At 69.4% G+C, this 23,574-nt stretch carries 21 protein-coding genes and 1 pseudogene; 18 read left to right on the top strand and 4 right to left on the bottom strand.

What is annotated here, in order from left to right; all coding sequences use genetic code 11:
• Nucleotides 1–85 precede the first annotated feature (85 nt).
• From dinG to PKO50_RS23805, 6 genes and pseudogenes are all read left to right on the top strand, one after another.
• Nucleotides 86–2,230 carry an ATP-dependent DNA helicase DinG gene (gene dinG / locus PKO50_RS23830; RefSeq protein ID WP_109936502.1) on the top strand — a complete coding sequence of 715 codons (2,145 nt, stop codon included), beginning with the start codon at nucleotides 86–88 and terminating at the stop codon, nucleotides 2,228–2,230.
• An 86-nt stretch (nucleotides 2,231–2,316) separates the two neighbouring features.
• Complete coding sequence (locus tag PKO50_RS23825) at nucleotides 2,317–4,605, top strand: beta-galactosidase (protein WP_275627400.1); 2,289 nt, start codon at nucleotides 2,317–2,319, stop codon at nucleotides 4,603–4,605.
• Between the two features lie 107 nt (nucleotides 4,606–4,712).
• The gene (locus PKO50_RS23820; RefSeq protein WP_275627399.1) at nucleotides 4,713–5,858 is read left to right on the top strand and encodes a serine hydrolase domain-containing protein; all 1,146 of its coding nucleotides are present in this window, start codon (nucleotides 4,713–4,715) and stop codon (nucleotides 5,856–5,858) included.
• Between the two features lie 265 nt (nucleotides 5,859–6,123).
• Nucleotides 6,124–6,911 (top strand): annotated as a pseudogene (locus PKO50_RS23815) (OmpA family protein).
• 83 nt (nucleotides 6,912–6,994) lie between these two features.
• Nucleotides 6,995–7,642, top strand: a complete 648-nt coding sequence (pdxH, locus tag PKO50_RS23810; RefSeq protein WP_089394379.1) for a pyridoxamine 5'-phosphate oxidase — start codon at nucleotides 6,995–6,997, stop codon at nucleotides 7,640–7,642.
• Between the two features lie 392 nt (nucleotides 7,643–8,034).
• Nucleotides 8,035–9,174 (top strand): glycerate kinase, encoded by a 1,140-nt coding sequence (locus PKO50_RS23805; protein WP_109936505.1) that lies wholly within the window; start codon nucleotides 8,035–8,037, stop codon nucleotides 9,172–9,174.
• Here PKO50_RS23805 and PKO50_RS23800 read toward each other — a convergent pair.
• Nucleotides 9,159–9,395 carry a hypothetical protein gene (locus PKO50_RS23800; RefSeq protein ID WP_089394382.1) on the bottom strand — a complete coding sequence of 79 codons (237 nt, stop codon included), beginning with the start codon at nucleotides 9,393–9,395 and terminating at the stop codon, nucleotides 9,159–9,161. The genes PKO50_RS23805 and PKO50_RS23800 overlap by 16 nt on opposite strands.
• Before the next feature lie 185 nt (nucleotides 9,396–9,580).
• Here PKO50_RS23800 and PKO50_RS23795 point away from each other — a divergent pair, with 185 nt between their 5' ends.
• From PKO50_RS23795 to PKO50_RS23755, 9 genes are all read left to right on the top strand, one after another.
• Nucleotides 9,581–10,045: a glycine zipper 2TM domain-containing protein gene (locus tag PKO50_RS23795; RefSeq protein ID WP_009620666.1), complete on the top strand. Its 465-nt coding sequence runs from the start codon at nucleotides 9,581–9,583 to the stop codon at nucleotides 10,043–10,045.
• Between the two features lie 209 nt (nucleotides 10,046–10,254).
• A complete protein-coding gene (locus PKO50_RS23790) occupies nucleotides 10,255–13,050 on the top strand; it encodes a monovalent cation/H+ antiporter subunit A (protein ID WP_275627397.1) in 2,796 nt (931 codons plus the stop codon).
• Nucleotides 13,050–13,382: a Na+/H+ antiporter subunit C gene (locus PKO50_RS23785; RefSeq protein ID WP_109936507.1), complete on the top strand. Its 333-nt coding sequence runs from the start codon at nucleotides 13,050–13,052 to the stop codon at nucleotides 13,380–13,382. The genes PKO50_RS23790 and PKO50_RS23785 overlap by 1 nt, the downstream gene beginning before the upstream one ends.
• The gene (locus PKO50_RS23780; protein ID WP_275627396.1) at nucleotides 13,379–14,878 is read left to right on the top strand and encodes a monovalent cation/H+ antiporter subunit D; all 1,500 of its coding nucleotides are present in this window, start codon (nucleotides 13,379–13,381) and stop codon (nucleotides 14,876–14,878) included. The genes PKO50_RS23785 and PKO50_RS23780 overlap by 4 nt, the downstream gene beginning before the upstream one ends.
• Complete coding sequence (locus tag PKO50_RS23775) at nucleotides 14,875–15,375, top strand: Na+/H+ antiporter subunit E (protein ID WP_275627395.1); 501 nt, start codon at nucleotides 14,875–14,877, stop codon at nucleotides 15,373–15,375. Before PKO50_RS23780 ends, PKO50_RS23775 begins: the two co-directional genes overlap by 4 nt.
• Nucleotides 15,360–15,629, top strand: a complete 270-nt coding sequence (locus tag PKO50_RS23770) for a K+/H+ antiporter subunit F (RefSeq protein WP_089394387.1) — start codon at nucleotides 15,360–15,362, stop codon at nucleotides 15,627–15,629. Before PKO50_RS23775 ends, PKO50_RS23770 begins: the two co-directional genes overlap by 16 nt.
• Complete coding sequence (locus PKO50_RS23765) at nucleotides 15,626–15,952, top strand: Na+/H+ antiporter subunit G (RefSeq protein ID WP_109936510.1); 327 nt, start codon at nucleotides 15,626–15,628, stop codon at nucleotides 15,950–15,952. The genes PKO50_RS23770 and PKO50_RS23765 overlap by 4 nt, the downstream gene beginning before the upstream one ends.
• Before the next feature lie 269 nt (nucleotides 15,953–16,221).
• Nucleotides 16,222–17,124 (top strand): DMT family transporter, encoded by a 903-nt coding sequence (locus PKO50_RS23760; protein ID WP_275627394.1) that lies wholly within the window; start codon nucleotides 16,222–16,224, stop codon nucleotides 17,122–17,124.
• A gap of 19 nt (nucleotides 17,125–17,143) precedes the next feature.
• On the top strand, nucleotides 17,144–18,241 hold the full coding sequence (locus tag PKO50_RS23755) for a PLP-dependent cysteine synthase family protein (RefSeq protein WP_109936512.1): 1,098 nt from the start codon (nucleotides 17,144–17,146) through the stop codon (nucleotides 18,239–18,241).
• A 9-nt stretch (nucleotides 18,242–18,250) separates the two neighbouring features.
• Here PKO50_RS23755 and PKO50_RS23750 read toward each other — a convergent pair whose 3' ends face one another.
• Nucleotides 18,251–18,919, bottom strand: coding sequence for a hypothetical protein (locus PKO50_RS23750; protein ID WP_109936513.1), 669 nt, complete (start codon nucleotides 18,917–18,919; stop codon nucleotides 18,251–18,253).
• 97 nt (nucleotides 18,920–19,016) lie between these two features.
• Here PKO50_RS23750 and PKO50_RS23745 point away from each other — a divergent pair, with 97 nt between their 5' ends.
• Complete coding sequence (locus PKO50_RS23745; RefSeq protein WP_275627393.1) at nucleotides 19,017–19,415, top strand: DUF488 domain-containing protein; 399 nt, start codon at nucleotides 19,017–19,019, stop codon at nucleotides 19,413–19,415.
• Nucleotides 19,416–19,628: 213 nt separating this feature from the next.
• Here PKO50_RS23745 and PKO50_RS23740 read toward each other — a convergent pair.
• Both PKO50_RS23740 and PKO50_RS23735 read right to left on the bottom strand, forming a co-directional pair.
• A protein-coding gene (locus PKO50_RS23740; protein WP_275627392.1) for an IS3 family transposase occupies nucleotides 19,629–20,803 on the bottom strand; the annotation gives its coding sequence in 2 pieces (ribosomal slippage) (nucleotides 19,629–20,539 and nucleotides 20,539–20,803; 1,176 coding nt in all).
• Between the two features lie 542 nt (nucleotides 20,804–21,345).
• Nucleotides 21,346–21,945 carry a short chain dehydrogenase gene (locus tag PKO50_RS23735; RefSeq protein ID WP_275627391.1) on the bottom strand — a complete coding sequence of 200 codons (600 nt, stop codon included), beginning with the start codon at nucleotides 21,943–21,945 and terminating at the stop codon, nucleotides 21,346–21,348.
• A 102-nt stretch (nucleotides 21,946–22,047) separates the two neighbouring features.
• Between PKO50_RS23735 and PKO50_RS23730 the strand changes: the two genes are divergently transcribed.
• Nucleotides 22,048–22,962: a LysR family transcriptional regulator gene (locus PKO50_RS23730; protein WP_275627390.1), complete on the top strand. Its 915-nt coding sequence runs from the start codon at nucleotides 22,048–22,050 to the stop codon at nucleotides 22,960–22,962.
• A gap of 125 nt (nucleotides 22,963–23,087) precedes the next feature.
• Nucleotides 23,088–23,570, top strand: coding sequence for a glycine zipper 2TM domain-containing protein (locus tag PKO50_RS23725; protein WP_275627389.1), 483 nt, complete (start codon nucleotides 23,088–23,090; stop codon nucleotides 23,568–23,570).
• Nucleotides 23,571–23,574 lie beyond the last annotated feature (4 nt).

Here is a 23,574-nt window from a genome sequence, read left to right as displayed (position 1 = left end):
GAAATAAGCGCGCTATGATAGCGGCCCAATCGAACCACTGAAAATTTATCCAGCATCGGAATGTGTTCCGATGCCCGGGAACTCCATGCTCAGCAACGAACTCAAGGCCACCATCCAGGGCGCCTACACGCGCTTCCTGGAAGCCAAGGAACTCAAGCCGCGCTATGGCCAGCGCCTGATGATCGCCGAAGTGGCCAAGGTCCTGGGCACCATCCAGGCCGACGAGGAAGGCCACCGCACCGGCGAGGCCGCGGTGGTCGCCGTGGAAGCCGGCACCGGCACCGGCAAGACCGTGGCCTACAGCCTGGCCGCCATCGCCTGCGCCAAGGCCGCCGGCAAGCGCCTGGTGGTCGCCACCGCCACCGTGGCGCTGCAGGAGCAGATTGTCCACAAGGACCTGCCCGACCTGCTGCGCAACAGCGGCCTGGCCTTCAGCTTCGCCCTGGCCAAGGGCCGCGGCCGCTACCTGTGTCTGTCCAAGCTCGACCACCTGCTGCAGGAGGGCCAGGCGCAGAACGCCACCGCCCAGCTGTTCGAGGAAGAGGGCTTTCGCATCGACGTCGACGAGAGCGGCACCAAGCTGTTCAACCAGATGATCGAGCGCCTGGCCGGCAACCGCTGGGACGGCGACCGCGACTCCTGGCCGGAAGCCATCGAGGACGCCCACTGGGCACAGCTGACCACCGACCACAGCCAGTGCACCAACCGCCACTGCCCGAACTTCCAGCAGTGCGCCTTCTACAAGGCGCGCGAGGGCATGACCAAGGTCGACGTCATCGTCACCAACCACGACCTGGTGCTGGCCGACCTGGCCCTGGGCGGCGGCGCCATCCTGCCCGACCCGCGGGAAACCCTCTACGTCTTCGACGAAGGCCACCACCTGCCGGACAAGGCCATCGGCCACTTCGCCCACTTCACCCGCCTGCGCGCCACCGCCGACTGGCTGGGGCAGGTGGAGAAGAACCTCACCAAGCTGCTGGCGCAGAACCCGCTGCCCGGCGACCTCGGCCGGCTGATCGAGCAGGTGCCGGAGCTGGCCCGCGAGCTGCGCACCCACCAGCAGTTCATGTTCACCGCCTGCGAGGAGATCGGCGACTTCCGCGCCGGCGAGGACATGGAGGGCCGCGAACGGCCGCGCCACCGCTTCGAGGGCGGGGTGGTCCCCGAGCACATCCGCGAGATGGGCATCGAGCTGAAGAAGGGCTTCGCCAAGCTCACCGACCTCTTCACCCGCCTCACCGAACTGCTCAAGCAGGCCATGGACGGCGAGGGTACCGCCGGCGTCGCCAGCTACCAGGCCGAGGAGTGGTACCCGCTGTTCGGCAGCCTGCTGTCCCGCGCCCAGGGCAACTGGGAACTGTGGACCGCCTTCACCTGCGAGGACCCTGAAGACAGCCCGCCCATGGCGCGCTGGCTGACCCTGGCCGAGAGTGGCACCTTCTACGACATCGAGGCCAACGCCAGCCCGATCCTCGCCGCCGAGACCCTGCGCCGCAACCTGTGGAACGTCGCCTACGGCGTGCTGGTGACCTCCGCCACCTTGACCGCCCTGGGCACCTTCGACCGCTACCGCATGCGCGCCGGCCTGCCGCGCGCGGCGGTCACCGCCGTGGTGCCCAGCCCCTTCCACCATGCCGAGGCCGGCGTGCTGCGGGTGCCGGACCTGAAGGCCGACCCGCGCGACGCCGCCGCCCACACCGCGGCCATCGTCCGCGAGCTGCCGGCCATGGTCGAGGGCGCGCGCGGCACCCTGGTGCTGTTCGCCTCGCGCAAGCAGATGCAGGAAGTCTTCGACGGCCTGGAGCGCGACTGGCGCAAGCGCGTGCTCATCCAAGGCAACCTGTCCAAGCAGGAGACCCTCAACAAGCACAAGGCCCGCGTGGACGACGGCGAGCCCAGCGTGCTCTTCGGCCTGGCCAGCTTCGCCGAGGGCGTCGACCTGCCGGGGGCCTACTGCGAGCACGTGGTGATCGCCAAGATCCCCTTCGCGGTGCCGGACGACCCGGTGGAGGCGGCGCTGTCGGAGTGGATCGAGGCGCGCGGCGGCAACCCCTTCATGGAGATCGCCGTGCCCGACGCCTCGCTGCGCCTGGTGCAGGCCTGCGGGCGCCTGCTGCGCACCGAGCAGGACCGCGGCACCATCACCCTGCTGGACCGTCGGGTGGTGACGCAGCGCTACGGCAAGGCCATCCTCAACGCCCTGCCGCCGTTCCGCCGCGAGATCGCGTAGGGCGCGGCACCCGGTACAGGGGGCGGCGCGCCGTCCCCGCTCGCAAACCCCGGCGGCGCCCGGCGCCGCCCCAAGGACAAGGTTGCATGCGTTCACTCCGTTGGCATCTGCCCCTGCTGTTCAGCCTGAGCCTCGCCAGCGCCCCGCTGTGGGCCGCGCCCAGCGACGACACCCTGTTCAACTTCGTCAAGCCGATGGCCGTGGTCAACGTCGGTTTGCAGGACGCCGACCTGCCCAGCGCCACCGCCGAGGCCACGCCCGAGGGCGAGGTCCTGCGGCGGGTGAAGTTCCACCCGGCGGCCCGCCCCACGCTCACCCTCAAGCCCGCCAGCGGCAGCTGGGACTGGTCCCGGGCCGACGCCATGAGCCTGCGCATCCAGAGCGCCATGGGCTGGGCGCTGACCCTGGAGATCGACATCGACAACCTCGACGGCACGCCCGGCCTGCATGCCAGCGTCGCACTGCCCGCAGGCCCGGCGCAGACCCTGCTGGTGCCGCTGCAGGCCACCGCGCCGCAACTGTTCGGCATGCGCTCCGGGGTGCCGATGCCGATGACCCTGGACGGCCAGCGCGTCATCGTCGCCCCGGTGGTCACCGGCGAGCTGCAGCGCAACAAGGTCGGCGCGGTGCGCATCTACCTGAGCGGCCCGAAGGCGGCCCAGGACATCCTCGTCGGCCGCTTCGGCACCCGTTCCGGCGGCGACGAGCTGCGCCGGGCCTACACCGGCATCATCGACGCCTACGGCCAGTCCACCCGCAGCGACTGGCCGGAGAAGGTGAAGAGCATCGAGCAGTTGGCCAACGCCTGGAAGGCCGAAGGCGAGCAACTGAAGAAATGGCAGGCCCAGGCGCAGCCCAGCGACACCTTCGGCGGCTTGCTGGAGGGCCCGGACTTCCAGGCCACCGGCTTCTTCCGCACGGAGAAGCGCAACGGCCGCTGGTGGCTGGTGACGCCGGACGGGCACCCGTACTGGTCCCTGGGCGTGAACACGGTGAACAGCGAAAGCAGCCAGACCTACGTCGAGGGCCGCGAGTACATGTTCAACGAGCTGCCCGCCGAGGGTGAACCGCTGGCCGACTTCTACGGCCAGAGCGACGACCGCGACGGCGTTGGCGCCCAGCAGGGCAGGGCCTTCGGCCACGGCCGCTGGTACGACTTCTACGCTGCCAACCGCTACCGCGCCACCGCCGGGCTGAGCGGCCAGCAGGCCGCCGACGCCTGGCTGGAGCGCACCCTGGCGCGCCTCGACGCCTGGGGCTTCAACGGCCTGGGCAACTGGAGCCAGCCGGCCTTCGCCGGCGCCTCGCGCATCCCCTACAGCCTGCCGCTGGCCATCGGCGGCGACTACGCCACCGTCAGCACCGGCTACGACTGGTGGGGCGCCATGCCCGACCCCTTCGACCCGAAGTTCGCCATGGCCGCCGAGCGCGCCATCGCCATCGCCACCCGCGACCACCGCGAAGACCCCTGGCTGCTCGGCTACTACGCCGACAACGAGCTGGCCTGGGCCGGGCAGGGCAGCGACCCGCGCAACCACTACGCCCTGGCCTTCGGCGCGCTGGCGCTGTCCACCGACAGCCCGGCCAAGCGCGCCTTCATCAAGCAGCTCAAGGACAAGTACCACGAGCACGAGGCCCTGGCCGAGGCCTGGGGCGTCGAGCTGGGCGCCTGGGAAGACCTGGATGCGCCGGGCTACCAGGCCCCCGCGGTGCAGGCGGAACACCCGGCCATCGAGCAGGACTACAGCGCCTTCCTGCGCCTGTACGCCGACCAGTACTTCAGGACCCTGCGCGACTCCCTGAGCTGGCACGACCCCAACCACCTGCTGCTGGGCGGGCGCTTCTCGGTGAACACCCCGGAGGCCCTGGCTTCCTGTGCGCAGTACTGCGACCTGCTGAGCTTCAACCTCTACGCGCCGACGCCACAGCAGGGCTACGACGCCGCCTACGTGCGCAGCCTCGACAAGCCGGTACTGATCAGCGAGTTCCACTTCGGTTCGCGCGACCGCGGCCCGTTCTGGGGCGGCGTCTCCGAGGTGTACAACGAACAGCAGCGCGGCGAGCGCTACCAGCAGTTCCTCGCCGCCGCGGTGAAGGACCCGCAGATCGTCGGCGCGCACTGGTTCCAGTACCTCGACCAGCCCGCCAGCGGCCGCCTGCTCGACGGCGAGAACGGCCATATCGGCCTGGTCGGCATCACCGACCTGCCGTTCACCGGCTTCATCGACGCGGTGCGCAAGGGCAACCAGCAAGTGATGAAGGCCATGCTGGAAGAGGCCCGCGCCGCCGCCAAGGCAGCGCCCGAGGCGCCCACCCCGCGGGTCGATCCGGACGCCACCGCCAGCGCCGCGCAGCAGGCGCCGGCGGTGCAATAGAACGGCATTCGCCGCGGCCATGATGGCCGCGGCCCTACCCTGGTCGGGTTCACAAGCCGGCGGGGTGCTGGAAGAATGCGCCTTTCGTCCCCAGCCTGGAGTGCCCCATGTCCCTGCAAGGCCATTGCGACAGCCGCTTCACCCCCGTAGCCGACGCCTTCGCCGCGCTCTTCGAGGACCCGCAGGAGCGGGGCGCCGCGCTGTGCATCCAGGTCGGCGGCGAGACCCTGGTGGACCTCTGGGCCGGCAACGCCGGCAAGGACGAGGGCCAGGCCTGGCAGGCCGACACCCTTCTCAACCTGTTCTCCTGCACCAAGACCTTCGCCGCCGTGGCCGCCCTGCAACTGGTGGGCGAGGGCCGCCTGGAGCTGGACGCCCCGGTGGCGCGCTACTGGCCGGAGTTCGCCGCCGCCGGCAAGCAGGCCATCACCGTGCGCCAGTTGCTCTGCCACCGCGCCGGGCTGCCGGCGCTGCACGAGATGCTGCCCGCCGAGGCGCTGTACGACTGGCAGGCGATGACCGCCGCGCTGGCCGCCGACACACCCTGGTGGACCCCGGGCAGCGAGCATGGCTACGCGCCCATCACCTACGGCTGGCTGATCGGCGAGGTGATCCGCCGGGTGGATGGCCGCGAGCCCGGCACCGCCATCGTCGAGCGCACCGCCAGGCCCCTGGGGCTGGACTTCCACATCGGCCTGGACGATGCCGAGTTCCCCCGCGTGGCGCACATCGCCCGGGCCAAGGGCAACCTCGGCGACGCCGCGGCGCAGCGCCTGCTGCGCACCCTGATGAGCGAGCCGACCGCCCTGAGCACCCGCGCCTTCACCAACCCGCCGTCGATCCTCACCAGCACCAACAAGCCCGAGTGGCGGCGCATGCAGCAGCCGGCGGCCAACGGCCACGGCAATGCCCGCGCCCTGGCCGGCTTCTACGACGGCCTGCTGCAGGGCAAGCTGCTGGATGCCGCGCTGCTCGCCGAACTGACCTGCGAGCACGCCCGCGGCGAGGACCGCACCCTGCTCACCGGTACCCGCTTCGGCCTGGGCTGCATGCTAGACCAGCCGGAGCTGGCCAACGCCACCTACGGCCTCGGCCCGCAGGCCTTCGGCCACCCCGGCGCCGGTGGCTCGGTGGGCTTCGCCGACCCCGAGCGCGGCCTGGCTTTCGGCTTCGTCACCAACACCCTCGGCCCCTACGTGCTGATGGACCCGCGCGCGCAGAAACTGGCGCGCATCGCCGGCGACTGCCTGTGAAAGCCGCCGGCCAGGCGCCCCGCGGCGCCTGGCCGACGAAGCGGCGGAACCTTCCGCCGCGGCTCCGCTCGAATGGCGACTTCATGGGGAAATACCGTTGGCGTTGGCCGCGGTTTTCCCCCGCTGATAGGGTCGGGGTTTCACCGCTCGTCAGTTGAAGAGCAAAATACCTATTTCCCTTAGTAAGTTATGTTCGAATCCTGATTCGCGACATTAACTTGTGTCCGCCCCTGTTGCCCCAAGACCGTCCAATGGAAGTCCGCCCATGAGACTGCTCAAGCTTTCCACCCTGTCCCTCTGCGTCGCCCTGGGCGCCTGCAGCCACTTCCAGTCCCAGGACGCCGCCGCGCCGGCGCCCAGCCAGGCCAAGGCCGAGGGCGGCAGCCACTGGTGGTGGCCGTTCGGCGATTCCGCGGCCAGCGCCCGGGCCGAGGCCAAGGCTCCCGCCGAGGCGCCCCGTCCGGTGGTGGCCCAGGTGGATGCGGCCACCGACAAGTCGGCCGGCGGCCACTGGTGGTGGCCCTTCGGCGATTCCGCCTCGGCCCAGGCCAAGGCGGAAAACCCGGTGGCCGCGCCCAGCGCCCAGGACACCAAGGCCTGGCTGGACCAGTACGAAGCCTCGGTGCGCGCCGCCGTGGCCGGCAGCAAGTTCAGCGTCGAACGCCGCGACAACGCCCTGGTGCTGACCGCGCCGGTGGACGGCTCCTTCAATCCCAAGCGCCCGGAACTGCTGCTGCCGATCACCCTGGCGCCGCTGGCCAATGTCGCCAAGGTGGTCGAGAAGGACCAGCAGGCCGGCGTGTTCATCCTCGGCCACAGCGACAGCAGCGGCGACAAGGCGACCAACGACAAGGTCAGCCAGCAGCGCGCCGTGGCCATCGCCGCGATCTTCCGCCTCAGCGGCCTGGGCAACGACCGCCTGCGCTACAAGGGCGTCGGCGACGCACAGCCCATCGCCGACGAGAAGACCAAGGCCGGCCGCGCCAAGAACCGCCGCGTCGAAGTCATGCTGACCCCCGCGGCGGCCTGCTGGCCCTGGCCCAAAGCAACTGAAGCCACGCGGCGCTTGTCGCCGGTCAAGCAATCCCGCTTTCCACTGGTTAAGCTATGGCACTGGCTTTCCTGAGGAGACGACGATGGCCCAGACCCTGGCCGACATGCGCCGCGAATACACCCGGGACGGACTCTGCGAGACCCAGGCGCCCGCAGAGCCCTTCGTCCTGTTCCAGCAATGGTTCGAGGACGCGGTGAAGACCGAGCAGTTGCCGGTCGAACCCAACGCCATGACCCTGGCCACGGTGGACGCCGACGGCCAGCCGCATTGCCGCGTGCTCCTGCTCAAGGGGCTGGACGACCGCGGCTTCACCTTCTTCAGCAACTACGACAGCGCCAAGGGCGAGCAGCTCGCGGCCAACCCGCGCGCGGCCATGACCTTCTTCTGGCCGGCGCTGGAGCGCCAGGTGCGTATCGAGGGCCGCGTGGAGAAGGTCTCGGTGGAAGAGTCCGACGCCTACTACCGGGTGCGCCCGCTGGGCAGCCGCCTGGGCGCCTGGGCCTCGCCGCAAAGCCGGGTGATCAGCGGTCGCGAGGAACTGGAGCGGATGCTGGCGGAGACCGAGAAGCGCTTCATGGACGTCGCCCCGCACTGCCCGGACCACTGGGGCGGCTACCGCCTGCTGCCGCAGCGCCTCGAGTTCTGGCAGGGCCGCCCGAGCCGCCTGCACGACCGCCTGAACTACCGCCTGGTGGATGGCGCCTGGCAACGCGAGCGCCTGGCGCCCTGATCCCCGCACGGCACTTTTCGTAGGATGGGTTGAGCTTGTGAAACCCATGCGGTCACGGTGACGGGTATCGCTTCGCTCAACGCCATCCTACGCCGGCTCGTACAAAGCTCCGCGCCCTCCTATGTAGGAGCGCCCCGGCGCAGCCTGCAAGACAGTTGCTCCTACAGGCGTAGGGCGTACAACCGTTCACGGTTGTACGCCGTTACACCCATTCCATCATCGACACCATGGTCGAGCCGAACCCGCAGTCCGCCCCGGTTCCCGGCATGAGTCCGAGTGGGATACGGCCAAGGTCAAGCGGCGGATAACCGCGAACGGTTATTCGCCCTACAGGGAAACCGTTGGTAATGCGGTGTAGGATGCCTCCTCTCGCCCTGCCCACGGACCGCTCCATGAAACTCGTCATCGCCCCCGACTCCTTCAAGGAAAGCCTGTCCGCCCCCGAGGTCGCTGCCGCCATCGCCCGAGGCTGGTCGCGGGCGCGGCCGCTCGACGAGATCCTGCTGCGGCCCATGGCCGACGGCGGCGAGGGCACCGTGGATGCGGTGCTGGCGGCCACCGGCGGCGAACGTCGCGAATGCGAGGTGCGCGGGCCGCTGGGGGCGCCGGTGCGGGCCCACTGGGGTTGGCTGGAGGAGGGCACCGCGGTGATCGAGATGGCCGCCGCCAGTGGCTTGCACTGGGTGGCGCCGGCGCAGCGCGATGCGACGCGCACCACCAGCTACGGCACCGGCGAACTGATCCGCGCGGCGCTGGATGCCGGGGCGCGCAAGGTCATCCTCGGGCTCGGCGGCAGCGCCACCAACGACGGCGGCATGGGCCTGCTGCAGGCCCTGGGCGCGCGTTTCCTCGCCACAAGCGGCGAGCCCCTGGGCGACGGCGGCGCGGCCCTGGCCGAACTGCACGAGATCGACCTGGCGGGCCTCGACCCGCGCCTGGCCGAGGTCGAGGTGGAAGTCGCCGCCGATGTGAACAACCCGCTGTGCGGCGAGCACGGCGCCTCGGCGGTGTTCGGCCCGCAGAAGGGCGCCAGCCCCGAGCAGGTCCGTCAGCTCGACGCCGCGTTGGCGCGCTACGCCGAAGTCACCGCCCGCACCCTGGGCCAGGATCACAGCCTGTTCCCCGGCGTCGGCGCGGCGGGCGGCCTGGGCTTTGCCGCGCGGGCCTTCCTCAAGGCGCGCTTCCGTCCCGGCGTGGAACTGGTGGCCGAGGTTTCCGGCCTGGCAGAGGCACTGCATGGCGCCGACCTGGCGATCACCGGCGAAGGCCGCCTGGATGAGCAGAGCCTGCATGGCAAGACGCCGATCGGCGTGGCCCGGGCGGCGCATGCCGCGGGCGTCCCGCTGATCGCCCTGGCCGGCAGCCTGGGGCCGGGTTACGGGCGCTTGCACGAGGCCGGCATCGCCGCGGCCTTCAGTTTGGTGCCGGGGCCCGTCAGCCTGGCCGAGGCCATGGCGGGCGCCGCGGAGGAACTGGAGGCGCGCGCCGAGGAGCTGGCGCGCCTGTGGAGCCTGGCTCAGCCGGCGCGGTAGTCGTCGGCGGCGCGCTGCAGCCACGCCGGCAGGTCGCTGCGCGACACGCCTTCGTCACGGGCCAGTTGCAGGCAGTGCAGCAGGTATTCGCGCTTTTGCGGATCGTCGCCGGCCAGCGACAGCGCCAGGTCGCGGTCCATCCAGCGGCGGATGCGCACGAACAGCCACCAGTGGAAGTACAGGCCGGCGGCGGTGGTGACGACGATGATGAAGTAGTCCATGGGGCCTTCCTCGCGGGGACGCTGACCTTACCCCAAGCGGAATCGGGGATGAACGTGCGCTTTTGCCGCAGCTGTAGGAAGAAGCTGTACGGTGGCTGAATCGAACGAAAACTTTGATTTGGCCGGCGTGACAGCAAGGGGCGCGGCAGAGTCTAATATTCACATATCTATCCGGAGGTTTCCGTATGCGTAAATCCGCCTTCCTGCTCGCCGGTTTCACTGCAGTGGCCCTGGCCCTCGGCGGCTGCCAGTCCAGCCTGACCGGCGACACCTACAGCCGTGACGAGGCCCGCACCGTGCAGAACGTACGCTGGGGCACCATCGAAGCCCTGCGCCCGGTGAAGATCGAGGGCACCAAGACGCCGATCGGCGCCGCGGCGGGTGCTGCCGTGGGCGGTATCGGCGGCAGCGCCATCGGTGGCGGCAAGGGCAGCTACGTGACCGCCATCATCGGTGCCGTGGCCGGCGGCCTGCTGGGCGCGGCCACCGAGGAAGGCCTGACCCGCACCCAGGGCGTGGAGATCACCGTGCGTGAAGACGACGGCAGCTCCCGCGCCTACGTGCAGGAAGTCGACCAGGGTGCCATCTTCCGCGTCGGCGAGCGCGTGCGCATCCTGACCGTCAACGGCACCAGCCGCGTTTCCCACTGATCGCTCCGCCCATCCGGGCGGCAACGGCTCCTGGCGCGCGACCCCGGTTTCCGGTGTCGCGCGCTATCGTTTCCGGACAGCGCTTTTTTCCGTTCCCAGCCTTTCGTAATAGTTCTATCCAAGACGCGCGTTCGATAGATATGGATAATCGTTCGGCTCCACGGCTTTCCTGGTAAGTCAGCCGTGTCTGAAAGATTAAGGAGAAGGTCATGATGCTGGCGCTGTTGATCGCGCTGCCTTTCCTGGGCTGTTGCCTGCCGGTCCTGTTCGAACGCCTGGGCCGCAATGCCTGCGCCGCGGCGGCGGCCGTCGCCCCGTTGCTGGGCCTGGGGCTGCTGTTCGCCCAGCGCGGCGTGCTCGGCGGCGAACGGCTGCTGGCGCGCTACGACTGGCTGCCGGAACTGGGCCTGAACCTCAGCCTGCGCCTGGACGGCCTGGGCTTCCTGTTCGCCCTGCTGATCCTCGGCATCGGCCTGCTGGTGATCCTCTACGCCCGCTACTACCTCTCCGAGCGTGAGCCCACCGGGCGCTTCTACGGCTTCCTGCTGTTGTTCATGGGCGCCATGCTCGGCGTGGTGCTCAGCGAGAACCTGCTGCTGATGCTGGGGTTCTGGGAACTCACCAGCCTGTCGTCGTTCCTCCTGATCGGCTTCTGGAACCACCGCTCGGACGCCCGCCGCGGCGCGCGCATGGCCCTGGCGGTCACCGGTGGCGGCGGCCTTGCGCTGCTCGCCGGCATCCTGCTGATCGGCCAGGTGGTGGGCAGCTTCGAGCTGAGCGACGTGCTCGCCGCGCGCGGGGTGCTGCAGGCCAGCGCGCTGTTCCCGCCGATCCTGGTGCTGGTGCTGCTGGGCGTGTTCACCAAGTCGGCGCAGTTCCCCTTCCACTTCTGGCTGCCCCACGCCATGGCGGCGCCCACGCCGGTGTCGGCCTACCTGCACTCGGCGACCATGGTGAAGGCCGGCGTGTTCCTGCTGGCACGCCTGTACCCGGCGCTGGCCGGCAACGACCTGTGGTTCTACCTGGTCGGCCTGACGGGCCTGGCGACGCTGCTGCTGGGCGCCTTCCTGGCGTTGTTCCAGAACGACCTCAAGGGCCTGCTGGCCTACTCGACCATCAGCCACCTGGGCCTGATCACACTGCTGTTCGGCCTGGACTCGCCCATGGCCAACGTCGCGGCGATCTTCCACATCATCAACCACGCCACCTTCAAGGCCTCGCTGTTCATGGCCGCGGGGATCATCGACCACGAGACCGGCAGCCGCGACATGCGCCGCATCAACGGGCTGTGGAAGTACATGCCGCACACCGCGGTGCTGGCCATGGTGGCCTCGGCGTCCATGGCCGGGGTGCCGCTGCTCAACGGCTTCCTCAGCAAGGAGATGTTCTTCGGCGAGACCCTCTCGCAGAACATGGCCGGCGCCTTCAACTGGCTGATCCCGACCCTGGCCACCGTCGCCACGCTGTTCTCGGTGAGCTACTCGGTGCGCTTCATCCACGACGTGTTCTTCAACGGCGAGCCGGTCGACCTGCCGAAGACGCCCCACGAGCCGCCGCGCTACATGAAGGTGCCGGTGGAGATACTGGTGGGCCTGTGCCTGCTGGTCGGCATGGCCCCGGCCTGGACGGTGGCGCCGCTGCTGGCGGCGGCCGCCTCGGCGAGCCTGAACGGCGCGCTGCCGGCCTACAGCCTGGCGATCTGGCACGGCTTCAACGCGCCGCTGGCGATGAGCCTGATCGCCCTGGTCGGCGGCATCGCCCTGTACCTGCAGCGTCGGCCGCTGTTCGCCTGGTTCGCCGGTCTGCCGGCGGTGGACGCCAAGGAGGTGTTCGAGGCGCAGGTGCAACGGCTGGCAGGCTTCGCCAGCGGCCTCACCGCCCTGCTGGAGAACGGCTCGCTGCAACGCTACGTGCTCTGGCTGCTGCTGGCCGCGCTGGTGGTGGTCTGCACCGGCCTGGCGGGCCTGCCCGCGCTGGCCGGCAGCCGCGCCTTCGTCGAGGTCGACCCGGTCACCGCGCTGTGCCTGGCGCTGCTGGCCCTGGCCGGGCCGTTGACCGCGGTCTTCCACCGCCAGCGCCTGGTGGCGCTGGTGGTGTTGAGCATCGCCGGGCTGCTGGTGGCCCTGGCCTTCGCCCGCTTCGCCGCGCCGGACCTGGCGCTGACGCAACTGGCGGTGGAAGTGGTGACCATGGTGTTGCTGATGCTCGCGCTCTACTACCTGCCGCAGCGCACGCCGAAGGAAAGCAGCAGCCTGCGCGGCCTGCGCGACTTCCTGGTGGCCGTCGCCTGCGGGGTGATGGTGGCGCTGCTGGCCTACGCGGTGTTCAGCCGGCCCTACGACAGCATCGCCGGCTACTACCTGCAGCACAGCGTTTCCGGGGGCGGCGGGCACAACGTGGTGAACGTCATCCTGGTCGACTTCCGCGGCTTTGACACCCTGGGCGAGATCAGCGTGCTGGCCATCGCCGCGGTGGGCATCTTCGCCCTGCTCGACGGCCTGCGCCTGCCGCGCCGCGCGCGCGACGCCGAGGGCCTGGCCTGGTCGGCCGACGCCCACCCGCCGATCCTCGCGACCCTGGCCCGGCTGCTGCTGCCACTGGCGCTGCTGGTGGCGGTGTTCATCTTCCTGCGCGGGCACAACCTGCCGGGCGGCGGCTTCATCGCCGGGCTGGTCACCGCGGTGGCGCTGATCCTCCAGTACATCGCCTGCGGCAGCCGCTGGGTGCGTACCCGCCTGCCGCTGAGCTATTCACGCGGGGCGGGGCTGGGGGTGTTCGTCGCCGGCCTCACCGGCCTGGGCAGCTGGGCCTTCGGCTATCCGTTCCTGACCTCGTCCTTCGGCCACTTCCAACTGCCGCTGGTGGGCGAGTTCGAGCTGGCCACGGCCATGCTCTTCGACCTGGGCGTCTACCTCACGGTGGTGGGCGCGACCCTGCTGATCCTCGCCGGCCTCGGCGAGCTGAACGCGCCGCCTGAGCCGGCGCCGGCCAAGGAGGCCCGCTGATGGAAGCGCTGTTTGCCATCACCCTCGGCCTGCTCACCGCCAGCGGCGTGTACCTGCTGCTGCGCGCGCGCACCTTCCCGGTGGTGCTGGGCCTGACCCTGATCTCCTACGCGGTGAACCTGTTCCTCTTCGCCATGGGCCGCCTGGCCGGCGAGCCGGCGGTGCTGGGCCAGGTGGCCCATCCCGGCGACCCGATCCCGCAGGCGCTGGTGCTGACCGCCATCGTCATCGGCTTCGCCATGACCGCCTTCGTCATCGTCCTGGCCCTGCGCGGCCTGGCCGAGACCGGTGACGACCACGTCGACGGCAAGGCGCGGGAGGAGGGCGAATGAACCATCTGCTGATCGCCCCGGTCCTGCTGCCGCTGTTCGCCGGCTGCCTGCTGCTGCTCGTCGGGCACGCCTCGCGCGCCGCGCGGGGGCTTTCGCTGCTGGCCACCCTGGCGCTGTTGCCGCTGAGCGCGCTGCTGCTGCAACAGGCCGCCGGTGGCCAGGTGCAGTTCTACGCCCTGGGCAACTGGCAGCCGCCGTTCGGCATCATCCTGGTGCTCGACCGCCTGAGCGCGCTGATGCTGCTGGCCAATGCGCTGCTGGCCAGTTTCGCGCTGCTGTACGCGCTGCGCGGCGACGACCGCCGCGGCAAGCACTTCCACGCGCTGTTCCAGTTCCAGTTGCTGGGCCTCAACGGCGCCTTCCTCACCGGCGACCTGTTCAACCTCTTCGTGTTCTTCGAGATCCTGCTGATCGCTTCCTACGCGCTGCTGCTGCACGGCGGCGGGGCAGGGCGGGTGCGCGCCGGGGTGCACTACGTGGTGCTCAACCTGGTGGGCTCGGCGTTCTTCCTGATCGCCGTGGGCGTGCTCTACGGCGTGACCGGCACCCTGAACATGGCCGACATGGCTGGCCGCGTGGCCCAGCTGGGTATGGCCGATGCGCCCCTGGTGCGCGCCGCGGCGCTGCTGTTGCTGGTGGTGTTCGGCCTCAAGGCGGCGCTGCTGCCGCTGTACTTCTGGCTGCCGCGCGCTTACGCCGAGGCCAGTGCGCCGGTGGCGGCGCTGTTCTCGATCATGACCAAGGTGGGCATCTACTCCATCCTGCGGGTGTACACGCTGATCTTCGGCGACCACGCCGGCGAGCTGGCCAACCTGGCCCAGGCCTGGCTGTGGCCGCTGGCCCTGGCGGGCATCCTGGCCGGCACCTTCGGGGCGCTGGCGGCCACCCGCCTGCAGGGCCTGCTGGCCTACCTGGTGGTGGTGTCCGCCGGCACCCAGCTGGCGGTGCTGGCGCTGGGCTCGGCGCAGTCCCTGGCGGCGCTGCTGTTCTACCTGCTGCACAGCACCTGGGTGGTGGGCGGGCTGTTCCTGCTCGCCGACCTGATCGCCCGCCAGCGCGGCGACAAGGCCGGCCTGCTGGTGCAGGGCCCGGCGTTGCTGCAGCCGCAGCTGCTGGGCGCGCTGTTCTTCGTCGGCGCCATCGCGGTGGCCGGCCTGCCGCCGTTCTCCGGCTTCTTCGCCAAGCTGCTGATCCTGCGTTCGGCCAGCGGCGGCGAGGCCCTGGCGCTGTGGGCCATCGTTCTGAGCAGCGGCCTGCTGGTCACCGTGGCCCTCAGCCGCGCCGGCAGCACGCTGTTCTGGAATACCGGGCGCACCGCCCTCGGCAGCGCCGAGCGTGACCCGCTGCGCCTGCTGGCGGCGGTGGCGCTGCTGGCCTCGGCGGTGCTCCTGGTGCTGTTCGCCAAGCCGCTGCAGGCCTACCTGCAGGCCACGGCGGAGCAGTTGCTGGACGTCGACCTCTACCGCCGGGCGATCCTGGCCGGAGGTGGCGCATGATCCGCCGCCTGCTGCCGCATCCGCTGCTCAGCCTGTGCCTGCTGCTGGGCTGGGTGCTGCTGGTCGACGACTTCTCCTTCGGCCACTGGCTGCTCGGCGCCGTGCTCGGCCTGGCGTTGCCGCTGCTGTGCCGCGACATGCTGCTGGCGCCGCTGCGCATCCGGCGCCCGGGCCTGCTGCTGCGCTTCATCGGCCTGGTGCTGTACGACATCGTCATGGCCAACCTGCAGGTCGCGCGCCTGGTGCTCGGGCCGACTCGCGACCTGCGCCCGGGCTTCGTCGAGGTGCCGCTGGAGCTGCGCGAGGACCTGCCCATCGCCATCCTCGCCAGTGTCATCACCCTGACCCCCGGCACGGTCTCCGCCGACCTCAGCGCCGACCGCCGCAGCCTGCTGGTGCACGGCCTCGACGTGCCCGACGCGCAGGCCCTGGTGGCGGACATCAAGGCGCGCTACGAGGCGCCGCTGAAGGAGGTGTTCGAATGCTCGCCTACGTGATCCCGCTGTGCCTGGCGCTGATCGCCCTGGCCCTGCTGCTGACGGTGGCGCGCCTGGTGCGAGGGCCGAGCGCGGCCGACCGCATCCTGGCGCTGGACACCCTGTCGGTGGAGGCCATCGCGCTGATCCTGCTGTTCGGCATCTGGCGCGGCAGCGGCCTGTACTTCGAGGCGGCGCTGCTGATCGCGGTGATGGGCTTCGTCAGCACCGTGGCGCTGTGCAAGTTCCTGCTGCGCGGAGACATCATCGAATGAACCTGTTCGTGGAAATCCTCGTCAGCGCGCTGCTGCTGGGCGGCAGCCTGTTCGCCCTGCTCGGTGCCGTGGGCCTGTACCGCCTGCCGGACTTCTACACGCGCCTGCACGCGCCGACCAAGGCCTCGACCCTCGGCGTGGGCGGCGTGGCGCTGGGTTCGCTGCTGTACTTCAGCAGCGGCAGCGGCGTGAGCCTGCACGAGGTGCTGATCACCCTGTTCCTGTTCATCACCGCGCCGGTCAGCGCCCACCTGCTGGCCAAGGCTGCCATGCAGGCGCGCCTGCCGCGCATGCCGCGTACCCGCGGGGAGCCTTGGGAGTAGGACCACTCCTTGGGATGGTGGCGCGGATTTATCCGCGATCATCCGTCGCTGGGAACGGGGCAGGTGAACGCGTAGGGCGAATAACCGTTCGCGGTTATCCGCCGCTGGCTCGAGCACCGAGGCCGAGGGCAACGGCGGATAACGCCGTAGGCGTTATGCGCCCTACGAAGAGCCTTGGCGGGGCCATTACAGTTTTCCCCCGGCGCTGTGCCTGTCGGCCACCCGCGGCGCGCTTCTATACTGCGGGGATTCATTTCTCGGAGCGTCCCGTGCAGCAGTCCCGGCCCTTCGCCCTGGCATGCCTGGTCCTGGCCATGGCGCTGTGGGGCAGTTCCTTCATCGCCCTGAAGCTGGCCTTCGCCGAATGGCCGGCGATGTGGGTGATCTTCGCCCGCATGGCCATCGGCAGCCTGATCTTCCTCGCCGCCTGGCGCTGGCGCGGGCGCATGGAGTACCGGCGCGGCGACTGGAAGTACCTGATGGGCCTGGCGGTGTGCGAGCCGTGCCTGTACTTCGTCTGCGAATCCTTCGCCCTGCAGTACACCAGCGCCGCCCAGGCCGGGATGATCACCGCGCTGCTGCCGTTGCTGGTGGCGGTCGGCGCCTTCCTCCTGCTGCACGAGCGGGTGGCGCGCAACACCTGGGCCGGCTTCGCCCTGGCGGTGCTCGGCGCGCTCTGGCTGACCCTCGCCGGCGAGCCCGACCAGCACGCGCCGCAGCCGCTGCTGGGCAACTTCTTCGAGCTGCTGGCGATGGTCTGCGCCACCGGCTACACGCTGCTGCTCAAGCACCTGTCGGCGCGCTACTCGCCGTTCATCCTGACCGCCATGCAGGCCTTCATCGGCTCGGTCTTCTTCCTGCCGCTGGCGGCCGTCGGCTCGGGCCTGCCGCCGGCGCCCAGCGGCCAGGGGCTGTTCGCCCTGGTGTACCTGGGCAGCGTGGTCACCGTCGGCGCCTACGGCCTGTACAACTTCGGCGTCAGCCGGCTGCCGGCGAGCCAGGCCACCGGCTTCATCAACCTGATCCCGGTGTTCACCCTGGTGTTCGCCTGGCTGCTGCTGGGCGAGCGCCTAAACGGCCAGCAACTGCTGGCCACCGCCCTGGTGTTCGCCGGCGTCGCCCTCAGCCAGTGGCGCAGCGCCACGCCCGCGCCCGCCGGGGTGCTCGACTGACCGAACGAGGAAACGCCCCATGTCCATCGACATCCGCGACTGGACCCGCGAAGCCATCCGCATCATCGAGGCGGACTTCCAGCGCAGCGCCGACACCCACCTGATCCCCCTGGAGGCGCCGGGCCTGCCCGGCATCGACCTGTACTTCAAGGACGAGTCCAGCCACCCCACCGGCAGCCTCAAGCACCGCCTGGCGCGCTCGCTGTTCCTCTACGCGCTGTGCAACGGCTGGCTGAAGCCGGGGGCGCCGGTGATCGAGGCCTCCAGCGGCTCCACGGCGATTTCCGAAGCCTATTTCGCGCGCCTGCTGGGGCTGCCCTTCATCGCCGTGGTGCCGGCCAGCACCTCGAAGGAGAAGATCGCCCAGATCGCCTTCTACGGCGGCCGCAGCCACCTGGTGGACGACCCCACGCAGATCTACGCCGAATCCGAGCGCCTGGCCCGCGAGAGCGGCGGCCACTTCATGGACCAGTTCACCTACGCCGAGCGCGCCACCGACTGGCGGGCGAACAACAACATCGCCGAATCGATCTTCCAGCAGCTGCGCCACGAGCGCTTCCCCGAGCCGGCCTGGCTGGTCTCCAGCCCCGGCACCGGCGGCACCCTGGCCACCCTCGGGCGCTTCGCCCGCTACCGCCGGCACCAGACCCGCGTGCTCTGCGCCGACGCCGAACGCTCGGTGTTCTTCGACGCCTACCGCACCGGCGACCGCAGCCTGACCCTGGACTGCGGCTCGCGCATCGAGGGCATCGGCCGGCCGCGGGTGGAGGCTTCCTTCCTGCCGGCGGTGCTCGACGCCATGGTCAAGGTGCCCGATGCCTGGTCGCTGGCGGCCATGCATTACCTGGCGCAGCGCCTGGGGCGGCGCGTCGGCGGCTCCAGCGGGACCAACCTGGTGGGCGCGCTGCTGGCGGCGCAGGGCATGATCGCGCGCGGCGAATCCGGCTCGGTGGTGGCGATCCTCTGCGACGGCGGCGAACGCTATGCCACCAGCTACTACGACCCGCTGTGGCTGATCCAGCAGGGCTTCCAGCTGGAGCCGCTGATCGACGCGGTGCGCGCCTGCGTGGAGCAGGGCAGCGCACTGCCCGAGGCGCTGCCGACGCTGGGGTTGTGACGGGCCGGCCTACTCCTGGTAGGCGGCGCCGGGGTAGGCGCAGCCGCGCATGACCTTGTCGTCCAGGCGCAGCTCGGCGGTGAGGCTGCTCACCGCGCCGCTCATGTCGTTGACGCAGCGTGCCGGGGCTACCCACAGCTCGAGTTTCTCGCCATTGGCCTCGGTGGAATAGCTGCTGCTGCCGCCGGGCACGCTTTCCACCACGTAGGGCAGCACCTGGTCCGCCTGGCCGGGGCGCTGCAGCAGCAGGCCCTGGGCGTTGACCATCACGCTCCAGCCCGGCTCGTTGCCGCCGGCCTGGACGATGGTCTGGCGGAAGTTGGGGTCGTCGCAGCCATGGCCCTCGTTCTGCAGGCGGTACAGCGAGCGCACCTCGAACTTGCCGTCGGTGTTGCTGGCCTGGCCGCCGGAGTAGGCGCCGCGCGCGTCGATGAACAGCTTGCCGGCGCCATCGGCGAACAGGTCGCGGGACTCGCGGGCCACGGCGCTGTCGGGGCCGTCCACCAGGTTGAACTGGCGCTGCTCGTTGCACGGCCGCAGTACCAGGCCGCCGTCCTGGCGGGTGATCTCGCCCTGGACCCGCGTCGGCGCATCCTGGCGGGTGGGCTCGGGCTTCCACACCTGGCAGGCGGCGAACAGGGGCAGCAGGGCATAGAGGAAGAGGCGGGCTGGACGCATGAGGTAGGGCTCCCGGAAAAATGCGCCCACGTTACCGAGCCGGGGGCACCCGCTCAAGGGCTACAGTGGTAGGGACTGTCGCAAAAGGAGGCATCCGATGATTCGTTACAAGCGGGCCTACGAGGCCCCGGCCGCGGAAGACGGCTACCGGGTACTGGTGGACAGGCTCTGGCCCCGGGGCATCAGCAAGGAGGAATTGCACCTGGACGAATGGCTCAAGGAGGTGGCGCCGTCCAACGAACTGCGCCAGCGCTTCCACCACGATCCCAGCCTGTTCGATGAATTCCGCCGCGCCTACCACGCCGAGCTGGCGGCGCACCCGGAGCACTGGTGGAAGCTGCTGGGCATCGCCGGCAAGGGCGACCTGACGCTGCTCTACGCGGCGAAGGACACCGAGCACAACAACGCGCGGGTGCTGGCGGAGTTCCTCGAGGACGAGATGGAAAGGGTGGGGGAGGGGAGTTCGCCGGTTTGCTATGCGGGGAAGAAGGAGTGAGGGTGTGCGGGCTTCTTGCAGGAGCGAGGGGGACGCCTAGTTCTTGCTCGCGAACGGAGTTACCCGGTGGCTTCGGTGTCTGAGGTTGACGCCGTTCCCTCTCCCCAACCCTCTCCCTGAAGGGAGAGGGGGCTTGTCCGTGCCGAGAAAAGGAATGGTTTCAGCTGGAACTTGCGGTGTTGCCGGCTAACGCCAGAACATCCAGTGTGGTGGTCAAATAATTTCGGACACTTCGATAGGTTGTCTGGGTGGCCTGCGCTCGTAGCTGGTGGGTGGCAGATAGCCCAAGCTGGAGTGCAGACGTACGTTGTTGTAGAAGCCGACGATGTAGTCGGCGATGTCGGTCATAGCCTCGGCATGATTGGCGTAGTCACGTTGCCAGACCCGCTCCATTTTCAGGTTCAGGAAGAAACGTTCCATGACGGCGTTGTCCCAGCAGTTCCCCTTGCGGCTCATGCTCAAAACTAGGCCATGCCGCCTGAGCAGCGCACGATAAACCTCGCTGGCGTACTGGCTACCACGATCCGAGTGCACGACCAGGCCTGGTGCTGGCTGCCGCTGAGCAATCGCCATCTGTAGCGCCGAACAGACCAGTTCCGCCGGCATGTTCGGTGCCATCGCCCAGCCGACGATCTTGCGCGAATACAGGTCCATCACCGCGGCCAGGTACAGCCAACCTCGACGGGTACGGATGTAGGTGATATCCGCCACCCAGGCCTGGTTTACGGCCGGAGGATCGAACTGGCGGGCCAGCAGATTGGAGGCTATCGGCAGGTCATGCTTGCTGTTGGTCGTGTGCACGAACTTGCGCTTCCAGACAGGCCGAAGCCGGTGCTCGCGCATCAGCCGGCGGACTCGGTAGCGTCCTACGCGCACGCCTTCGGAGTTGAGGGCGGCGTGGAGGCGACGACTCCCATAGGTACGCCCGCAGCTCATGAACAGGGCTTTCAGGGAGGCGGCTACCGGGCAGTGCAGGGATGGGCGCAAGGGGCGGCGCTGCGCGGTGTAGTAGCCTGACCGACTGACACCCAGCAGCCGGCACAGCCGCGTAATCCCGACCTTCTTCTGCTGCTGAGCGATTAATCGGTAAATCACTTCAGTTCGCGGGCAAAGAAGGCCGAAGCCTTTTTTAGCAGGTCGTTGTCCTGCTTCAATTGGCGATTCTCGGCCTCCAACTGACGAATCCGCTGCTGCTCGGGTGTCAGCGGCTTACCCACTCCCGCCTGTCCCGACAGTTCGGCTTCGTATTGCTGAATCCAGCGGCGAACTGCCGTCTCTCCCAGGTCCATATCTCGGCAGACCTGCGTAATGCTCAGGCCCTGGTCCTTGATCATCTGGACGACTTGCAGCTTGAAACTGGCATCGAATGTTCTGCGTTTACGGCTCATGAATGACTCCTCTATTCAGTGGATTTTCCACCTATCGAGGTGTCCGAGGAAATTGAACCACCACACAGCCCTGCCCAACGGCCCCTCTCCCTGAAGGGAGAGGGGGCTTGTCCGTGCTGAGAAAAGGAATGGTTTCAGCTGGAAACCTGCGGTGTTGCCGGCTAACGCCAGAACATCCAGCCCTGCCCAACGGCCCCCTCTCCCTGAAGGGAGAGGGGGCTTGTCCGTGCTGAGAAAAGGAATGGTTTCAGCTGGAAACCTGCGGTGTTGCCGGCTAACGCCAGAACATCCAGCCCTGCCCAACGGTCCCCTCTCCCTGAAGGGAGAGGGGCTTGTCCGTGCTGAGAAAAGGAATGGTTTCAGCTGGAAACCTGTGGTGTTGCCGGCTAACGCCAGAACATCCAGCCCTGCCCAACGGTCCCCTCTCCCTTCAGGGAGAGGGTTAGGGAGAGGGCGCTCTTGAGAATGCGCACCGATGCTACCCGGTAGGATTCCGTTCGCGAGCAAGCTCGCTCCTACGAAAAGCCAGCCGCCCCCGTCGCTCACCAAACCTTGTAAACCCGCCCCGTCTCCGCCCCCTCCACACTCCGCGCGAAGCCCAGCGCCGCGTCCGCCGCCGGCACCGGCTTGAAGCCGCGGAAGAAGGGCCCGTAGCCCTCCATGGACTCCACCAGCACGTTCGGGCTCACCGCGTTGATCCGCTGCCCGCGGGGCAGTTCGATGGCGGCGCTGCGCACGAAGCCTTCCACCGCCGCATTGACCATCGTGGCCGAGCTGCCCTGGCGGATCGGCTCCTCGCTGAGGATGCCGGTGGTCAGGGTGAAGGAGGCACCGTCGTTGGCGTAGCGGCTGCCGATCAGCACCAGGTTGACCTGGCCCATCAGCTTGTCCCGCAGGCCGACGGCGTACTCGGCCTCGCCCATCTCGGCGAGGGGGGCGAAGTGCACCTTGCCGGCGGCGCTGACCAGGGCGTCGAAGGGGCCGACCTGCTCGAACAGGGCGCGGATCGAGGCGCTGTCGGTGATGTCCACGCGCAGGTCGCCGCTGCTGCGGCCGACGCGGACGATCTCATGGCGCTGGCCCAGTTCGCTGGCCACGGCCTGGCCGAGGGTACCGCTGGCGCCGACGAGGATGATCTTCATGCTGACTCCGGGAACGGGTGGGTGACGGAGCCAGTCTAGGGACGTATTTTGTTTGGATAACCAGGCCAATCGGCAACCTTCCGTTTTCGTGGGGAAACAATCATGGGCGAGCTGGAAGACCTCTCGGCTTTCGCCGTGCTGCTGGAATGCGGCAGCTTCACCCGCGCCGCCGAGCGTTTGGGGTGCAGCAAGGGGCAGTTGTCCAAGCGCATCAGCGCCCTGGAGCAGGCCCTGGGCGTGACCCTGCTGCACCGCACCACGAGGCGCCTGGCGCTGACCGCCGCCGGCCAGGCCCTGCTGCCCGAGGCCCAGGCGCTCAACGCCCAGGCGGCGCGGGCGCGGCAGGCGGTGGCGCGGCTGCAGGAGGAAGCGCGCGGCACGGTGCGCATGAGCGTGCCGGTGTCCCTGGGCGAGACTTTCTTCGATGCCTGGTTGGTGGAGTTCTCCAGCAGCCACCCGGGCATCCGCCTGGAGCTGGACCTGGCCAACGAGCGCCGTGACCTGGTGGCCGAGGGCTTCGACCTGGCTATCCGCTCCGGCCTTGCCGGCGACGAGCGCCTGGTGGCGCGCCCACTGTTCGCCCTGCAGGAGCTGACCTGCGCCACGCCGGACTATCTTGCCGCCCACGGCGAACCGCGCAGCCCGGCCGAGCTGGCGCGGCACAACTGCCTGCTCAACACCCACTACCCGGACCCCGACCAGTGGCTGTACCAGCGCGAGCACGAGCTGTTCCGCGTGGAGGTCGGCGGTGGGCTGGCGAGCAACCACTACACCCTGCTGAAGAAGGCCGCGCTGGCCGGCGTCGGCGTCGCCCGGCTGCCGTCCTACATGCTCCAGGACGAATTGGCCGACGGCCGCCTGCGCTGGCTGCTGTGCGACTACCAGACGCGCAGCACGCCGGTGTTCCTGGTGCATCCGTACCAGGGTGGGTTGCCACGGCGCACGCAGCTGCTGGTGGACTACCTGCTGGCCTGGTTCGAGCGCGCGCGCCAGCGCCTGCTGCGCTTGCAGGGCTGAAACCGGCGCCGTTCAGCTTCGTTCAGTTTCGTTCAGCGAAGGTTCAGACGGGGTTCAGGAGAGGTTCAGGGGGTGGTCGATAGGCTTTGCCCATTCCCTTGGCAACCCTCCGCGAGTCTCCGTCCATGAAAGCTTCGACCCTGAAAAGCCCCCGCTCCCTGCTGCTGGCCGCCTTCGTCGGCAGTGCCCTGGCGCTTTCCGGCTGTGCCTCCGACCTGTCCGGCAGCAGCTATTCCCGCGCCGACGCCCGCGCGGTGCAGACCGTGCGCATGGGCACCGTGGAGTCGCTGCGGGCGGTGCGGATCGAAGGCACCAAGACGCCGATCGGCACCCTGGCCGGCGCCGCCGTCGGCGGCATCGCCGGCAGTGGCATCGGGGGTGGCCGTGGCGCGGCCATCGCCACCATCCTCGGCGGGGTGGCCGGCGGCGCCGCCGGCTCGGCCATCGAGGAGGGCGTCACCCGCACCCAGGGCGTGGAAATCGTGGTCCGCGAGGACGACGGCATCTCCCGCGCCTACGTGCAGGCCGTGGACCCTGCGCAGGTGTTCCGCGTCGGCGACCGCGTGCGCGTCATGAGCGTCAACGGCGCCAGCCGCGTCACGCTCTGAGGCA

The organism is Pseudomonas sp. 273 (assembly GCF_029201425.1).
In the GTDB taxonomy this organism is placed as follows: Bacteria; Pseudomonadota; Gammaproteobacteria; order Pseudomonadales; family Pseudomonadaceae; genus Pseudomonas; species Pseudomonas delhiensis.
This window is presented reverse-complemented; position numbering and strand designations above follow the sequence as displayed.

Coding starts and splice junctions, on each gene's coding strand:
- PKO50_RS23745 (WP_275627393.1), top strand. CDS start 19,017: ATGATTCGTTACAAGCGGGCCTACGAGGCCCCGGCCGCGGAAGACGGC.
- PKO50_RS23800 (WP_089394382.1), bottom strand. CDS start 9,395: ATGGACTACTTCATCATCGTCGTCACCACCGCCGCCGGCCTGTACTTC.
- pdxH (WP_089394379.1), top strand. CDS start 6,995: ATGGCCCAGACCCTGGCCGACATGCGCCGCGAATACACCCGGGACGGA.
- PKO50_RS23790 (WP_275627397.1), top strand. CDS start 10,255: ATGATGCTGGCGCTGTTGATCGCGCTGCCTTTCCTGGGCTGTTGCCTG.
- PKO50_RS23795 (WP_009620666.1), top strand. CDS start 9,581: ATGCGTAAATCCGCCTTCCTGCTCGCCGGTTTCACTGCAGTGGCCCTG.
- PKO50_RS23785 (WP_109936507.1), top strand. CDS start 13,050: ATGGAAGCGCTGTTTGCCATCACCCTCGGCCTGCTCACCGCCAGCGGC.
- dinG (WP_109936502.1), top strand. CDS start 86: ATGCTCAGCAACGAACTCAAGGCCACCATCCAGGGCGCCTACACGCGC.
- PKO50_RS23825 (WP_275627400.1), top strand. CDS start 2,317: ATGCGTTCACTCCGTTGGCATCTGCCCCTGCTGTTCAGCCTGAGCCTC.
- PKO50_RS23780 (WP_275627396.1), top strand. CDS start 13,379: ATGAACCATCTGCTGATCGCCCCGGTCCTGCTGCCGCTGTTCGCCGGC.
- PKO50_RS23735 (WP_275627391.1), bottom strand. CDS start 21,945: ATGAAGATCATCCTCGTCGGCGCCAGCGGTACCCTCGGCCAGGCCGTG.
- PKO50_RS23820 (WP_275627399.1), top strand. CDS start 4,713: ATGTCCCTGCAAGGCCATTGCGACAGCCGCTTCACCCCCGTAGCCGAC.
- PKO50_RS23765 (WP_109936510.1), top strand. CDS start 15,626: ATGAACCTGTTCGTGGAAATCCTCGTCAGCGCGCTGCTGCTGGGCGGC.
- PKO50_RS23750 (WP_109936513.1), bottom strand. CDS start 18,919: ATGCGTCCAGCCCGCCTCTTCCTCTATGCCCTGCTGCCCCTGTTCGCC.
- PKO50_RS23775 (WP_275627395.1), top strand. CDS start 14,875: ATGATCCGCCGCCTGCTGCCGCATCCGCTGCTCAGCCTGTGCCTGCTG.
- PKO50_RS23805 (WP_109936505.1), top strand. CDS start 8,035: ATGAAACTCGTCATCGCCCCCGACTCCTTCAAGGAAAGCCTGTCCGCC.
- PKO50_RS23725 (WP_275627389.1), top strand. CDS start 23,088: ATGAAAGCTTCGACCCTGAAAAGCCCCCGCTCCCTGCTGCTGGCCGCC.
- PKO50_RS23730 (WP_275627390.1), top strand. CDS start 22,048: ATGGGCGAGCTGGAAGACCTCTCGGCTTTCGCCGTGCTGCTGGAATGC.
- PKO50_RS23755 (WP_109936512.1), top strand. CDS start 17,144: ATGTCCATCGACATCCGCGACTGGACCCGCGAAGCCATCCGCATCATC.
- PKO50_RS23770 (WP_089394387.1), top strand. CDS start 15,360: ATGCTCGCCTACGTGATCCCGCTGTGCCTGGCGCTGATCGCCCTGGCC.